9 protein-coding genes are annotated in these 15572 nt (G+C 49.3%); all 9 read left to right on the forward strand.

The window, feature by feature from the left end:
• The first annotated feature begins 25 nt into the window (after positions 1 to 25).
• Positions 26 to 4240 (forward strand): right-handed parallel beta-helix repeat-containing protein, encoded by a 4215-nt coding sequence (locus tag DDZ13_RS14610; RefSeq protein ID WP_110132204.1) that lies wholly within the window; start codon positions 26 to 28, stop codon positions 4238 to 4240.
• 33 nt (positions 4241 to 4273) lie between these two features.
• On the forward strand, positions 4274 to 10738 hold the full coding sequence (locus DDZ13_RS14615) for an RHS repeat-associated core domain-containing protein (protein WP_158279941.1): 6465 nt from the start codon (positions 4274 to 4276) through the stop codon (positions 10736 to 10738).
• A gap of 34 nt (positions 10739 to 10772) precedes the next feature.
• Positions 10773 to 11300, forward strand: coding sequence for an ankyrin repeat domain-containing protein (locus tag DDZ13_RS14620; RefSeq protein ID WP_158279942.1), 528 nt, complete (start codon positions 10773 to 10775; stop codon positions 11298 to 11300).
• Positions 11301 to 11480: 180 nt separating this feature from the next.
• The gene (locus tag DDZ13_RS14625; RefSeq protein WP_110132207.1) at positions 11481 to 12383 is read left to right on the forward strand and encodes an RHS repeat-associated core domain-containing protein; all 903 of its coding nucleotides are present in this window, start codon (positions 11481 to 11483) and stop codon (positions 12381 to 12383) included.
• A 314-nt stretch (positions 12384 to 12697) separates the two neighbouring features.
• Positions 12698 to 13162 carry a hypothetical protein gene (locus DDZ13_RS14635; protein WP_110132209.1) on the forward strand — a complete coding sequence of 155 codons (465 nt, stop codon included), beginning with the start codon at positions 12698 to 12700 and terminating at the stop codon, positions 13160 to 13162.
• A 491-nt stretch (positions 13163 to 13653) separates the two neighbouring features.
• Positions 13654 to 13911, forward strand: a complete 258-nt coding sequence (locus tag DDZ13_RS15370; RefSeq protein ID WP_146209391.1) for a hypothetical protein — start codon at positions 13654 to 13656, stop codon at positions 13909 to 13911.
• Positions 13912 to 13917: 6 nt separating this feature from the next.
• Positions 13918 to 14865: a hypothetical protein gene (locus tag DDZ13_RS14640; protein WP_110132210.1), complete on the forward strand. Its 948-nt coding sequence runs from the start codon at positions 13918 to 13920 to the stop codon at positions 14863 to 14865.
• 159 nt (positions 14866 to 15024) lie between these two features.
• The gene (gene tnpA, locus DDZ13_RS14645) at positions 15025 to 15345 is read left to right on the forward strand and encodes an IS66 family insertion sequence element accessory protein TnpA (protein ID WP_110132211.1); all 321 of its coding nucleotides are present in this window, start codon (positions 15025 to 15027) and stop codon (positions 15343 to 15345) included.
• Positions 15346 to 15347: 2 nt separating this feature from the next.
• On the forward strand, positions 15348 to 15572 hold a 225-nt coding region (locus DDZ13_RS14650), incomplete at its 3' end, for a transposase (protein WP_199221146.1).

Genomic DNA, 15572 nt, shown 5'->3' on the forward strand with positions numbered 1-15572 from the left:
GACGAATGGATCACTCCGATCGTGTATGAAGAAGCATTTTAAAATCGCATCGCTCGGGCTCACTTTGCTTTCGACTCTGGTTTTCGCCGCACAGCCCGATTGGTGGACGGAGTATTCCCTGGTCGATTCGAACCCTCGACAGGACAAGGCCGTGGCTACGATCGGGCAGGCAAAACACGCGGTCCAAAAGGCCTTCTCTTATTTGGAGGCTGAATTGTCTTCCGTCGGCGGTGCCGGTGCGGAAGTGACGGCGCTTTATCAAACCTTCTGTGCTGCGGTCCCGGATAGTCCGGACAATGATTTACAAGCGCTCACGCTCGGACAGCTCAAGTATTTAGCAAAACCTTTCTATGATCGATTCAACGATCCGGAGGTCGGAATTGATACAGCCACCATGAACCCGGAATCCACGGGGATTTACCCCTGGACAGTCGACCAAGAAGACGATGCGGACCTGGCCCTGGCGACCGTCGGGCAACTAAAATTCGTTTTTAGTTTCGATCTGGATGACTGGGCACCTGCCTTGGCGGCTGAAATAAAAGCCGAGCCTGAAACGCTTTCGGTGACCCTGAAAAAAGGGGAATCCGCAGTTGTGCCGCTGACGCTAAAAAATAAGGGGGCGGATAGTGTGAGTTTTTCTTCGGCAGTAGTAAATGGTGTCATTGAAGGAGGTGAACCCTACTTGATGGAAAATTCTTCAGAAGGCTCCGTTCCCTATAAGTTTAATGATATTTCCACAACAGGCATTGAGATGCCTACGTTATCAAATAGTTTTTATGCTGACGAAAGGGTGCCTCTTCCAGAGGGGTCAGAATTTAGTTTTCCCTTCTATGGGGGGAATTACACCGACGTGTATGTCGGGACCCGAGGTATTATCGGTTTTTCAGATAGCGATAACTACGCACATGCCTCACCAGGTCAGATTCCGCAAAGCTATTCGCCCAACCTCTTCATCGCCGCATTTCGCACTTCTTTGTTTCCGGGTTCGTCCAGTGAGGCGAAAATCTTTTTCAAAGAAGAATCCGATCCGGGCCGTTTGATTATTCAGTATGAACAGGTGCCCTCTTACTACGGGGACTATACATTTCAGGTCGTTCTACATGAAGATGGCGACATCTTTGTCTACTACGAGAATGTTCCAGAGACCCATGACTACTATAGCGTCGTTGGTATTGAGAATGCGGACGGTTCGGAAGGCTTGGAGGTATTCGCGTACGGCAGGGGCTTGAAGATTGAAGATAAGATGGCTCTGAAATTTTTCGCCAATACGGGCGAATTTGTGCAGGCGGCTCCAGGGTCCGGGGAGATTCCAGCCGAGGGCTGTTTTTTGATGGATGTTGAATTCCGGTCTGCGGTGGCGACTGCTCCCGGTGATTACGATGCAAGCTTAAAGATCAGGGATGAGCGATCAAGTGCTTCGCTTTTGAGCGTTCCTGTAAAAATGGAGGTGGTGAATCAGCCAGCGAACCTTGAGATCGTTCGACCCGGCTATGGAGTTGTCGTCGAACCCGGTGCGGCCCTAAATGTGGAATATACCGCGAGTGACCCGGATTTTGGTATCGAATCGGTCGCTTTACTGGTGAATGGGGCTGAGATTAGTCGCGCAGACGGAGATCAAGCTGAATACGCGGTAAGCTGGACCGCGCCAATGTTGCCAGGTTCCTATACCTTTGTCGCGAAAGCAGTTGATGCCTATGGCATGCAAAGATTTTCAAAGCCCTTAATAATAAGGGTGGGGGAGGATCAGGATTCGGATGGCATGCTGGATTCCTGGGAGTTGGAAAACTTCGGGGGCTTGGAGGTTTCGCCTCACGGGGATTATGATGGTGACGGGATGCTTAATATTTTCGAATTGAACCACGGCACAGATCCAAACGGTCCTGAAAGTATTAAGCACGGCGACGCACAACCGGGAAACTTTACATACTACTTGGTCGACCCTGAACTATCGTCCGAGACCGCGTATAAGAAAAGGTCGATTCGTTCTGCAATCGATGCTGCAGCTGATTTCGACGTCATCGAGGTTTTGCCGGGAACTTACGATTTGAGCGAAACCCTCGAAATTGATAAAAAACTTCATATTTTTGCTTCGGCCGGGGCTCGGAGCACGATCATGGATGCCAGCCGCTTCGATGTTCAATCCGATCAAAGTCCTCTCTCCCTCCTGGAGGAATGTGTCCTTTGGGGGATTACCTTTTATGGCCGAGACGTCCTTTTGGGTAATGGGCGATCATTTATATCAGCCCCGCTCTCTAAGAATGGCATAACGTTTTACGGCTGTCGCTTCCTCGAGTTCAGCGGCCGTGGTTTGTTTTACGTAAACGCGACCGATGTGACTTTTGTTTCGTGCACGGTAGCCGGTGGCAGGTCGAGTGCGATTTACGCTAGGGGTTCCTCCTCTTATCCATGCGAGCTTAAAGTGATCAACTCGATTATTTGGAACGATAGTGAGGAGCACGAAATAGCGGCATACTCAAATACGACAATCACCTGTGTGAATTCGATTATTCGGTCCGCGAATAAAGAAGTGCTTGGCGAAGGCCGTGTTTTTGATGATCCGGACCTTGCCTGGGATTATTCTCTTCATTCGGAATCTCCTGCTAGGGATTCCGGTTGGTCTGGAATCTATGCGGATCCGGATTGCGATGGTGAAACGGTGCGGGACGGATTTGTGGATATTGGCGCAGATGAATTTATTGATACGGATATAGACGGAATGCCGGACTGGCTGGAGAAAGAAAATGGATCTTCTGTTTCTGCTTCGGGTGACCTGGACGGCGATTATCTCAATAATCTGGATGAGTACCTTATGGCGACTGATCTATTTGAATGGGATACCGATTCGGATGGGAACAGCGATGCCCAGGAAGTTCATATCTTTGGCACAGACCCGACATCCGAAAAGGATTATGTCGATGCTGCTTACTTGTCGCCCTACGCCGGTACATCAGATTACGACGGGGATGGACTGTCGGGGACATGGGAGCTCACCTACGGATACAATCCTTTCGTGGATAATGGTGAAGCCGTTCTGGACCCGGACGGCGATGGTCTTTCCAACTTAAAGGAGTATCAAGGGCGTACGGATCCATTTAATTTTACCAACTTAGTCGGCGTGGATAGTGACGGGGATGGGATTCCTGATTTATGGGAGATGGACAACGGGTTGGACTTTAGAGATCCGAGTGATGGGGCATTGGACCCTGATCAAGATAGGCTCACGAATCTCCAGGAATATCTTGCTCAATCTGATCCAAACGATCCCGACCTGAATGATAATTCAATTCTGGATGGAGAGGATACAGATGATGTTGACAGCGATGGGATTCCGAATGGATGGGAGAAGCGCAACGGGCTGGATTTTCTGAATCCTGAGGATGCTTTACAGGATGCTGACTCGGACGGGTTGGACAATTACTGGGAGTATGTCCTCGGTTACGCATGGAATGATCCGGATTCACTATCGGACGGAATCTTGGATGGGGACAGGGATGATGATCGCGACGGGATGCCGAACGACTGGGAGGCGAAATACTCGCTCAATCCCCTTAGCGAACCGATCTCGCCGGATTGGAATTTGGACGAGGACAACGACGGCCTGCTTAACTACTGGGAATTTCTAATGAAGACGGATCCACTCAATCCGGATTCGGATGGGGATGGTAAGGCGGACGGAGTCCTGGATTCGGATTCGGATGGTATGCCTGATGCCTGGGAATTGGCTGCTTCGCTCGACCCATTGAGCGGAGCGGACGCCGACTCGGATATGGATGGTGATGGTTTGACGAATCTCGAAGAATTTTCAATCGGGACTAACCCAAATGCCGTGGATTCAGATTCAGATGGCATCAACGATCGGAATAGAGACTTTGACGGGGACGGTATGCCCAATGGATGGGAGCTGTTACATCACTTGGATCCGACAAACGAGATCGACGCTTCGCTGAACCCTGATGCGGACGAGTTAAACAACCTGGAGGAGTACATGGAGGGCGCGGATCCTAATTTATGGGACTCCGATTCGAATGGGATCGCAGACGGTGACCTCGATCTGGATGCGGATGGCATGGGTGACACCTGGGAAGTTCGGCATGGTCTCGATCCTGATTCTGAGGGTGATGCTTTGGACGATGATGACGGTGATGGAGTCATTAATCGTCTAGAGTACAGAGCCCAGACTGATCCACACCGTAGAGATTCCTCGGACGTAAATCTGATTATCTACTCAAATCTCGATTGATTGAAATTGATGCAAAAGTCGCTGCTTAATTTGATGAGAAAACGTATTTTTATTTACTGTTTATTGGTTTTTAAGCTCGGCGCCGGCTTTTTAGGCGCATCGCCCTGCGGTCCGGCAGCCAAGTTTGATCCCACTGGGGTAAGCTCGATTATGGTATCCGGGCGAGCGGTAATTAAAGGATTCAGCCAATACACAGAGGTCCCTGACGGTGAGCTCCCAACCCTCTATCGAATACAATCCTGGAAGGGGATCAATTGGTTCACAAGTTTCTGCCGATGGGAGATTGGGGAAGGATCGATTTACAGCGGAATGAATCGAATAAACCAGGAGGGTGAGTTAATCCTCGGTAAGGCGATCAAGAGTTTTGAGCAAGGTTACTGCGAAGCGGGCAATCCTGTTGAGACGGAGGAATTCTCTGAATTGAACAATTCGTTCTACACGCCTGATTACGCGGATGTGCATCCCGCTTGGTGCTATCGTGATAAATTTACCACTATCATCTCTAAAAATACTTACCAGGCGAATGCTAGCTATCTCGATGGTGGGCCGGGAAATTACTGCGGTTCAGCTTACTATGAAAGATACGGATCTCTTTTTGTGGATATTGAAGAAACCATGAGCAATCCTGAATCGGTGCACGATGTATTGCTCAGTTCGGTTAATGAGCCGGTTGTTCGCCAAGTGCCCCTTGGTGCTTTTGATAGAGAGGCGGCTTCTTACAAAACCTCGCTCGACGTGGAAGAGACTTACCTGCACACGCGTGGTAGCTTTTTGGAGATTCCGGTAAAAGCGAATTCCGTGCAGTTTGAAATCTCTTTCGAGGGCCTTTGCCCAGGAGACTATTACGCGGATTTTCAACTTAACTCGCAACAGGTAACTTCTGATACAGACGAGCCACCTGCCCCTGTTGAATACTACCGGACGGACGTCATACGCTTTTCCGTGAAGCAATCCGATGATGGCTACAAAGAGATCTCCTACGATGTCCCACTAGTGGAGGGGCGACATGTCTGGTTGGCAAATTTGCCTCAGGCGATTTCTGCGACTCGTTGTTCGGATGAATTAGCGGCTTCCTCGAGTGAACTGGGTAGTGTCTCGTGGAGCGTCAGCCTTGGACGCGTCGGTTACGAACAATCGGCAGGTAATATTTGGCTCATGTCGGAGGAAATTAACGCGAACTTGTTTACGCCGGCCGCGTTGTCTTTGGATTCGGATGTCAAAGAGCGTTGTGAAGTCATTTATGATGATAGCACAGGGGTTGTGCGCCAAGTCATGTCGGCCGAGGTGCTAGTCGATGTGGTCGTTATCTCCAGTGATATCTACGAGATTCGGTTATATCCTTCGGATGGGCTAAAGCGAGGGTATCGCACAAACTATTATGATACATCCTCGGCGGAGGAGCTGGTGGTTTACCGTTTTGAGCGGATCGGCACTGGGATGGATACACTCAGGATTTCAGAAACAAGAGGCGGTGACACTAGTTTTGAAGAATTTTATAACGACGCAGGTGCTGATCTCTGGCGGCACAAGCGGGGATCAGGCCTGGTCATAGAGGAATTGGCCGTAAGTCACTCGGCTGGCATCATAGCCAAGACGAGAACGTTAACCGACGGTTCCGGAAAAACGGCCTCGAAAGTCCTAGAAAGATTTAAACCAATCGCAGGTCTCAATCAACGGTTTGAGCGCGTCGAGGATCCAGACGGAGACGCCCTGACGACGCGTTGGATTTACTATGATGATCCGAAGAATGACGGGGAAAGCTACGGGCGGTTAAGAACAAAAATCGACCCAACCGGCTACTGGGAGACCTATTCATATGATTCCGAGACCCGTCGAATCGGAAAAACGGTATCGCAATATCTTGATGCGCCTCCGGGCAGTCCGGAAAGTCAGTGCCAGGTCGAACGTGTGTTGTGGTCGGAAATTCCGGATATGGATGGAGATCAGGTTCCCGAAAGCCTTAAAACAGTCGTGATGAAGGTAATGGGTAAGGAAACGTCCAGGGTCCATACGATCGATTTTTCAGCGCTTGTTGAGAATGTGCGAAGGGAGTACGAGCCTGCACCGTTTGCGGAACGCTTTCTGGGTGGCAATGTGAATGATGTTGGCCAGGAATATTATACGACAGAGAAAGTGTACAGATCCTCCTTCCGGGATCGCTGGATTATTGAGGCGATTGCCGAAGGTGCTGAGTGGAATGATTCTTCTAACACCCGGGTGACGAAGCAGCGGTTTTACGAATCAGGGCCCTTTGAGGGGCGGCTGAGGTACGTGCTCGGTTCGGATGGCTTGCTTGTTTCTTATGATTATCGGGAAACGAATGACGGAGGTACGATGGTAACGACCCATAAGGGTATACCTGAGGGCCCAGAGCTTTCGCGTGTGAGCCGGGGGACAAAGATTCGTGAAAACTATAATGCTGTCGGTAGCCTCGTCTCTCGTGAGGTGATCGATGTGGAGACCAGTATTGTGGTCGAATACCAACATGCCACCACCTTTGATGAACAGGGGCGTGTGACTGGATATGCTTATTCAGACGGTACGACCACACGGAGCAACTACAACTGCTGTGGCTTGGCGGATGAAACGGATATCTATGGCAATACGACCAGTTATTTTTACGATGACCTCGGTCGCGTGGATAGTGAGGTGAGATTGGGAATTACGACAGATTACACCTATGATGCGGCCGGCCGGATTGTGGAAAAGGCAGTGATCGGAACGGATAACACCTCGGAAATAATTCAAGAACAGCGCTTCTATACGCCAAGCGGTGAGTTGGACTACAAATTGGATGCGATGTCGCGTACGACCGACTATGAACGAATGGAAAATGGCGCGGGGCAGACTGTCCGAACGACGATAAATCCGGACGGTGGAAACGTGAAAAAGATATACCATCAGGATGGGCGTCTCAAATCGGTAGATGGGAGTGCGGCTTATCCTAAACAGTACGAGTATGGGGTGGTATTTGACACGCATAACAACCGCAGCTTTAACGCAACCTTTGTTAAGGAAATCCTTCTGGGTGATAACGGAGGCGAAGAGGAATTTACTGCGACCTATTATGATATGCTCGGACGGGTTTATAAAATCGAATATCCGAAGCTCACCTCGGAAGGGTCCGTGTTCGCTTATAAGTATTACGATAAGAAAGGACGCCTGGTTCGCGAGGTGGAGCCTGGAGACGGCACCAGTACGTTGTACGAGTATGATGCTTTAGGGCGTACGATCACGACTGCGCTGGATGTGGACGCTGACCAGCAAATTGATTATGCGGGGGCGGACCAGATTACGCGCACAGCGGAATCTTATTTCGAGGATCCTGTAAAAGGATTTGTCCGGCGATCAACTGTCGAGCTTTGGGAGATAGACGATTTGGACCAACCAACGGTTATTCAAACCAAAGATGTCGCGCTTTCGTCTCAGGATGTATGGACTTCTATTTACGGTCAAAATTCACACCAGAGCCTGAAGATTTCGGGTTCCGGTACTTATTCGCAGGTCCGAACCGCACAGGATGGTACGGTTAATAATACGACATATGTCGATGGGTATAGGAAAGAGTTGAAGGTTTCACATCCCGAGACTGGGAGTCTTGAGCAGAAAAAGTATAACTATGACGTATTTGGGCGTTTGGATAGTGTGGATGACGTTCGGAATGGGGTGACGGACTACGATTATTACCCTGACGGACGGATCCAATCAGTGACCCGACCCGACCCGGATACCTCAAAGGAGGGGATAGGCTATGACCCGCAAACGACCGAATATGTTTACCGGATTAATCTGGAAGATGGTCGTTTGATTTCGGTAACACTTCCCGATGCGTCCAGGCAACATTCTGCCTTTGGTCCGCGTGGTGGATTGATGAAGAGATGGGGTAGCAAGACTTACCCGGTTGAGTATACCTACGATCATGCTGGGCGCAAAGAATCGATGACGACGTGGCAGAACTTCGATGAGGAAAAGGGTGTGGGGATAAACGGAAGCGCGACCACGCAATGGATCTACAATAGACGTGGATTGTTGAAAGAGAAACGTTACGACGTGATCGATACATCGACTTACACGCCAGGGCCTCGATATGCATATGATGACACAGGTCGGCTGCATACGAGGACGTCTGCTCGTTCATTGGTGACGACTTACCGATACCACCGCGGAACAGGTCGCTTACAAAAGGTAGTTTATTCCGATGCCACTTCCGGCGTTACCAATACGTACACTCGGGCCGGGCGCCTTAAGACGGTCCAGGATGAAAGTGGGATTCGACAGTTGCAGTATGACACAGGGCGACTCACATCAGTCGAATGGGGCTCAGGGGCCTTGGCCGGCTTTCGGGTCGAACGCGGATATGATGAATATCTGCGCCCCAATTTTCTCCGTTTGAGTCAGGAAGAGAGGGAAGTCTACAACGTGAATTATGGCTACTACCCCGATTCACGCCTTCGGCAGGTATCCCATGGGCACTCCTTGTTTGAATACGGGTACCACCCGGAAAGTCAGTTGTTGAATCGGACGACTAGTCGTTACCGTGGACAAATTGGTTTACAGGTTGAGCGAGAATGGGATCGATTAAATCGGTTGGCATCGATCGAGACAGCCTTTGGTTACTCGAAGGTGCCGCTTCAGGCCTTCGACTATATCTACAATGATCTAAACCAACGTGAGCAGGTGCGTACTTTGGGATCGAAATACTGGGAGTACGGTTATGATGACATGGGGCAGGTGAAATCTGCGAATAAGAGGAGAGACTCGGATGGTGCCTCGCTGCCCGGCTACGGAAGTCACTACGCCTATGACGATATCGGTAACCGCCGGACGTCAGGGCCTCGAACCGCTTCGGAGCCAGGTTACAGTGAGTATTTTAGCGGTTCAGATGCGACGGGCGACCAGGGAGCAAATGCCTTAAATCAGTATGGGGGCCGCCGTCTCTCCAGATCGGTTCAGGTCATTGGTGAAGCGGATGCGTCAGCAAGCGTCACTGTAAATGATGGGCCGGCAACTCGGGTGGACGAAGTTTTTGGTGCGATCATCGATTATTCTACCGAGGATGCGCCTGATGAGGCACGTTATGAAACCCTCACGACGGTCGCCAAACTTTCGGAAGCAGGCGAGGATGGGGCCGATCTCGTCTCTGTTAAGGATGGCCGAGCCTATTTGGCACCAAATCCGGAAAATTTTGTCTACGACGCTGATGGGAATTTAATAGAAGACGGGCGTTGGAAATACACATGGAACGCGGAAAACCGACTCGTTGCGATGGAGACCCTGGCGGTCGCTTACAACGTCGGCGCGCCTCGTCAGAAGTTGGAATTTGCCTACGATTCGAGAGGTCGACGTTTCTCCAAAAAGGTCTACGAATGGGACACATTATCCAGTAGCTTTCAGCTCTCGAGTAGTACTCGATACCTCTATAACGGCTGGAATCTCATCGCGGAAATCGATGCGATGGCCCCTTCGTCACCCGCCATCCGGTCGACTTATGTCTGGGGCCTCGATTTATCCGGGACTACGCAGGGCGCCGGCGGTGTCGGCGGACTCCTGGCCGTAAACAACCAAAATGGTTCGACATACTACCCCGCCTTTGATGGAAATGGCAACGTAATGGCTTACTACGCAGCAGACACCGGAGAAAGCGTGGCTGAGTTCGAATATGGCCCCTTCGGCGAGCCCCTCCGCGAAACCGGCCCCAACGCCGAAGCATTTAATTTCCGCTTTTCCACAAAATACCAGGACCTCGAAACCGAGCTACTTTACTACGGCTTCAGATATTATGATCCCGTGACGGGTAGATGGCCATCCAGAGATCCGATTGGTGAGCGCGGCGGGTTGAATCTCTATGGTATGGTTGGCAATGATCCAGTAAATATATTCGATATACTTGGTTTACAGGGATCGAGAAGCTCGAGAAGTGGTTACACTCCTGATGGCGGTCCTTGGCTGACTCGGGAATATTGGACTATGAGATTCGATACCTCACAGAATCCGACGTTATCTAGGCCTGGACTTTTTGGGTTAAAACGTCGCGTGGCTGACTACAGAACCTCTGATTATGTAGTTCCGGAAACCGCGAATTTTACTATCAGCATATCTACTGGCCCAAATCGAACGCCAGGCTCTGATTTTGGCAAAGTCAATACCCTGGATATTCCTACGGGAACAAAGACTTTTCCAGTTACACCTAACGCCGACCGCATACCAAATCCTGATAAAGTTCCTGATGGCGTTTATCCGTGTCTAATCCGCGTGAAATGTAATCAGAAGTGCAAATGTGGAAATGATAGTAAAACGGTTTCTTGGACTCCTCGGGATGGTGTGTTTGCCAGTTTCATTCCTGGGACTTTGTATCAAACAAATCCGTATAGCACATTGCCCGCAAATACTGGTTGGGAATGCCGTCCAGATTCAGGGTTCGAGGAATCCTCGTGGAGTGGGTCTCTTGCTCAGTCGTTCTGTGGTGACGGAAAAAAGAAGTGTAGTAGTGCGAAATAAGAATATACCTTGGTTTAATCGCTGCCTTAGTAGGGTGTTCTTCCTCCTAGCTTTTTTTCTGGTCGCTTGCTCAAGTGAGAAGGACGAATATCACCAGGATGACAAAGAACTCGCGCCCGTTGATTGGTCGAAATGGAATCGACCCGAACTCCATTATTATGTTCGAGAAGGGGAGATAGAAGAAATCAAAAAAGCGATTAAAACGAATCCATCAGTTGTGTCAGAAAAATCTGCGAATGGTAGCGGTAGCGCATTGTTTGAAGCTGTTAGGCATGGGAAGTATGAAATTGTTTCTTTGTTAGCTGAGAGTGGTGCCGATGTGAATGAAAGCTTACAGTTTATTGATTACAACTCTCCAAATGTCCCGAAGCTCGATATGAGGGGCTATACTCCTCTTCACTTGGCCGTTGAAAATGCTGACGGTAGGATGGTGAAGCTTTTGCTATCTTTGGGGGCGTCGACTGATGCAACTTATCACGGGAAGACAGTTCTCGAATTTGCGCGCGAACAAAAAAATTCTAGCCTTATTGAGATACTGAGCAACGAGACAGAGTCAGACTAGGGGATTGAAAAGATTTAAAAGGGCAGGCTAATAATAATGCTGTATCCGCTGGGGCATTTTCAGGGACAGGCTAAATCCATGAAACCAAAATGGTTCGACATACTACCCCGCCTTTGATGGAAATGGGAACGTAATGGCTTACTACGCAGCAAACACCGGAGAAAGCGTGGCTGAGTTCGAATATGGCTCTTCGGCGAGCCCCTCCGCGAAACCGGCCCCAACGCCGAAGCACTTAATTTCCGCTTTTCCACAAAATACCAGGACCTCGAAACCGAGCTACTTTACTACGGCTTTAGATATTATGATCCAGTGACGGGTAGGTGGCCATCCAGGGACCCGATTGAGGAGCAGGGCGGACTGAATCTTTATGGGTTCGTCGCTAATAATCCCATTGGTTATATTGATATTCTTGGAGGTGCTCCATTTGACCCAAGCGTAGGTGCGCATGATCCTTATTACAATGTGCCTGGGCCTGGTTTTTATAAAGTAACAGGCCCCGGCTTTCAGTCTTATAACAGGGGTTCGGAAGGCACTTCTGGTCCTTCTTCTGGAACTCTACCTGATTGTCCGTGCCCTAGCAAAAATTGGACAGGAAGCGGCACTCTTAGTATCTATCAATTTGGGGTGGGGTATGCTGGTACCCGGGGGACTTATACATGCGAGGGCAGTCCAAAAATATTTGTTGAGGTTGAGGGATCGGATGCTGCATTGGGAATAGCCGGGCAGTTCAGAGCAACATTTACAAACTTTAAGAGAATTACTGGAGTCTCCACCGGTAGAGGGCTGCTTAACCGGTTAATGGTTGATGAGTCCACCATTGCAAGTATTGGCTTCAAAGCCTTGGGAGGTGCCTCAGGAAACATTGAACTTAAAACTGGTAGAAACATATTTTCTGGTGGAGGCGAAGTTAGTTTGGAAGGGGGCGGTAGTGTTGGTGTCCCTGGGACTGGGATTAATGTTGGAGGCAAGGGAGCAGTCAGCGGGTCGGGAAGTCCTTCAGTCGGTTTCACTGGTTCATTTGGCGTAAGCGCACCATTTGAGGCTTTAAATTCAATTACGGTAGACATTGATGTTGTTCGCTAAGAAGGCTCTCTTTGATTCAATTATCGGCAGCGCTTATATCTGTTTCATATACGCGTGCTCGGATATTGCGGTCTCGGGTGAGCGGACGGCACCAATTATTGGGCTTAATTATACTACAATGCTTGTGGTATTTTTGTTTTACTCGATAACAGTCTTTTTGATATCAATGTGGGCTTCGTGGAAACATTGTGAAGGTCTTAAAGATAAGACTAAAAAGAGATACTGGCTTTCCCTAATCGGGGCCTTCGCATTTTTGGGGGCGACTATTTATTACGTGAAGATCATTCGACCGAGCCTAGGACCAAATAACTGAAATGAGCAGAGAAATACCTACACTCGCAAAAGTTATTCTCTGGGTTTCATTATTTGCAGGCGGATGGAATGGCATTCTTGCCAATATGTTCCTTTTGATTTCTCCGAGCGAGCACTCCATGTTCGCTGCAGATGGAATGAGAGTAGTTTTACTAGCAGCGGGTATTGTCGGACTTTATATCGCAGCAACTTCGATTCTTGCCTTAAGAAGCAAAGAAATTGGAAGAAAGGCATACTGTTATGGAATTATAGCTGTAGTAGTGTTTATTATCGCATGGTATGGCTTCAATGTAATGCGCTCCCCTCAGTTCACTATTATTATTGCTGGTGTAATAGGTGCCCTAATTCCTTTGGTAACCTGTTTTGCTGTCTACAAATACTTTAATTCGCGGGCTGTCTTGAAAGCATACAGGGAAACCGGAGGGGGTCATTCCGTGCGAAGCGAAGGGGTCAAACGTAGAAAATAAACTTTGAGCGTTATCCGAGGCATCAACGAAACAACGCCCCGCCCGGCAATCCACGGCCACAACTTCCAAGTCGACCGCCCCCGACCACCCCGCCGCCGTTCGTAGCATCGCCGTCTTTTCATCCAGGCTGACGCCAGCACCTTCAATCCCCCCGCGCCCGGTTCCCCGGAACTCCACAAGCGGGATCTCCGATGCTTTCCATTTTAGCCGCTCGCCCGCGCTTCCCGTCGGCGGCCGCGTTTAGCTCTAACGAGCACCACGCGCCCACCTGGTCCGCGCTCCCGTTTTGTGCCGGTCCCCGCCACGCAGCCCCCCGAGGGGGCTTTCCCCCAGCCGCCTGCGGCGCGGTTGCCCCGCGCTTCGCGCCGCTCACGCGCGCGCCGCAGTCGCGCAACAACCCAGCCCGCCGCAGGACAGAGGCACGGCTTCAGTCGCTCAGGCTCCTTACCCCGATCCTCTGTGACATGAAAAAAGGGACAGGCTAATAACAATTGACACGTGAAAGCCTCGATAAGGGCTCGGATGCCCTGATTGATTTAGCTATTGCTCTTCCATCGGCTGCTACAGGAGCTGCAAAGCTTAGTCAAAAGCTCGTTAATAAATCACTAACTGATTTCATTAAAGATGAGACCGCGGATGCTATAAAGGAATCAATAGTATCAGAGATTGGAGATGCGTTGAGTAATTCTTCATTAGATATTCCCAAAGAACTGTCTAATGCTGTTGGTGGGGAAGTAGCTGATCGTTAAAAAGAAATGGCTGAAAGTGGAAAACTAGACCTTGAAAACTTGGAGGCAGATGCTCTGGAGAGCTTGCTCGATGACTTGATAAAAAAGAGTTGGAAGCATCGTTGCGAAGGAGTTGCAAGACGATCAAGTAGTTTTAAGATGCCGTTCTCAGTGAAGGAAAAAATTTTAAATATTATGGCTCGTTTAAGGAATTTCCTCGTCTTACTCGTTGGTTTTTTGGGCTTTTTAAGCTCTAGCGCGAGTAACTTGGGTAGCGTCTCTCTGGAAGATGAATACCTCACGAAATACCTGAAGCATGAACCGAGTAGATATGTTTTATCATTGGCCTGTCGGTATAAGAAAATTGATGATGCACTTCCTAAGCCCGAAGAAGCTTGGTTTGTTTTAAAATATGTCGGATCACTTCATGTCGTCGGGGAGTATAAGGAGTCGGTTCGAATCTTGAGTCGGTTTACTAGTGAGCAGAAAGAATTATTAGCGAGTCATCCTCGGATTAAAGATGTTGCTTACACGTTACTAGCACACGCTTATGCAAATTCAGGACTAGATGATTTGGCATATCAATCTCTTGATGAGGTTCGTTTTGAGAAACCTTCTTTAGGGGATGTTTTATCTATGGCGATGGTTTACCGCGACCTAGATCGAATGGACATTGTGCGGAACCTTGTTGGGCGAATTTCTTTCGATGATGTTTTTAACAACATAAAAGAATACGATGATTCTGATGTTCCCACTTATGTCGCGCTATTAATTTATGTCGGTGATGTCGATTTAGCCTCTAAGTTGTTCAACCGATTTAGTAACATCGAAGGCTATCAGGAGGACGACTTCGATAAGTATTTACGCCTTAAGATTGCCTTATCGACTTCTCGCGATGCCGAACAGGTAAAACAGCTATTTGAAGAGTTTGAAGATGACGTTCACTTTTTGCCAATTATAAGGGCTGAGGACTGAGGTCAAAAGAAGATGACACGGGAGGAGTTGCCAGGTCCGAAGGGGCAAAAAAGGGGCGCTTCGTAAAAACATAAAAAATGCAACCGACCCCCACTCAGCTGTAAGCGTCCGAGGTACGACCTCCTATTCAGTTGGGGTTAAATCCGGTATATTGGCGGCATGGAATCACTGGATACTGAAGTCGTGGAAGATATGGAGAAGCGGGATGACCGTGGCCGTCGCTTAATAAGCAAGGAGCAGTGGGCGGAGCTTTTGTCTGCTTACGATTCCAGCGGGCTTACTCAGCGTAATTTTTGTCGGCGCGAAGGGCTCAACTTCAACAGTTTCTTTTATCAGCTCTCGCGTCGGCGGAAGAAGGCATTGCCTAAGGAAGCGCCGACTCCGAAGTTTCGCCAGCTACAGCTCAGTTCCGGACATAAAAATAGGGACAGGCTAATAATACTTGACAACGACTTCAATTTGAGTGATTTCCTTATCTAAGCATGCGAACCCGAAGGCTAAAAGTACTTGGTAGCGATGCGACCTATCACTGTATGACCAGAACGGTGAATGGAGAGCGTTTGTTTGGGGACCGCGAGAAGGAGATCCTGCGGAAGATGATCTGGCAGGTGGCGGATTTCTGCGGGGTCGAGGTGTTGACCTACTGCGTGATGGCGAATCACTTTCATGTCCTTTTGCGGGTTCCGGATGCTTCGGAAGTCTCTGAT

Origin of the sequence: Coraliomargarita sinensis, from assembly GCF_003185655.1 — a bacterium.
GTDB lineage: Bacteria > Verrucomicrobiota > Verrucomicrobiia > Opitutales > Coraliomargaritaceae > Coraliomargarita_B > Coraliomargarita_B sinensis.

What these genes read in the sequence shown, in the direction of transcription:
- tnpA (WP_110132211.1), top strand. Translation starts at nt 15,025, where the DNA reads ATGGAATCACTGGATACTGAAGTCGTGGAAGATATGGAGAAGCGGGAT.
- DDZ13_RS14615 (WP_158279941.1), top strand. Translation starts at nt 4,274, where the DNA reads ATGAGAAAACGTATTTTTATTTACTGTTTATTGGTTTTTAAGCTCGGC.
- DDZ13_RS14640 (WP_110132210.1), top strand. Translation starts at nt 13,918, where the DNA reads ATGGCTGAAAGTGGAAAACTAGACCTTGAAAACTTGGAGGCAGATGCT.
- DDZ13_RS14635 (WP_110132209.1), top strand. Translation starts at nt 12,698, where the DNA reads ATGAGCAGAGAAATACCTACACTCGCAAAAGTTATTCTCTGGGTTTCA.
- DDZ13_RS14610 (WP_110132204.1), top strand. Translation starts at nt 26, where the DNA reads ATGAAGAAGCATTTTAAAATCGCATCGCTCGGGCTCACTTTGCTTTCG.